The sequence below is a fragment of the Domibacillus sp. 8LH genome (assembly GCF_038806185.1).
Lineage (GTDB): Bacteria > Bacillota > Bacilli > Bacillales > Domibacillaceae > Domibacillus > Domibacillus indicus_A.
In genome coordinates, this window is sequence record NZ_JAVJNG010000076.1 from 1 (window position 1) to 517 (window position 517).

1 protein-coding gene is annotated in these 517 nt (G+C 51.3%); it reads right to left on the reverse strand.

Annotation, left to right across the window (positions count from 1 at the left end):
- Positions 1-517, reverse strand: a 517-nt coding sequence (locus RG959_RS23830; protein ID WP_342799275.1) for an aminotransferase class III-fold pyridoxal phosphate-dependent enzyme, incomplete at both ends; no start/stop codon positions are given.

Genomic DNA, 517 nt, shown 5'->3' on the forward strand with positions numbered 1-517 from the left:
AGGCTTTTACCATGGAACGAGCGCGTTGTGGAAATAAACGTTGTCCGGTCGCTGTGCATTTTCGCCAGCTTCAGCGCTGCTTCTACACTTTCTGTTCCGCTGTTTGTGAAAAACGCGTACTTCAAATCACCCGGTGTAATATCCGCAAGGATCTTCGCCAGCATGGCACGGAGCGGATCCAGGAGATCCTGGCTGTGAAGTGCCTGGCGCTTTAATTGATCCTGTACGGCTTTGACTACTTTCGGGTTCCGGTGCCCGACATTGTAAATGCCGAACCCGCCCAGGCAGTCGATGTATTCTTTCCCGTTTACATCACGGAAGCAGGAGCCTTCATCCGACCACTCGACAGCTGCGAACTGGGTGTCAACCGTAACGGTCTTGCGGTATTCCAGGAAGCCGGGGTTGACGTGCTCGCGGAATCCGTCGACCGTTTCTTTTGTAATCCACTGGGCGTCTTCTTCAGTAATTGCTTCTTTTTCAATCAGGCTGAGCACTTTATTGATATATTCGCTTACTT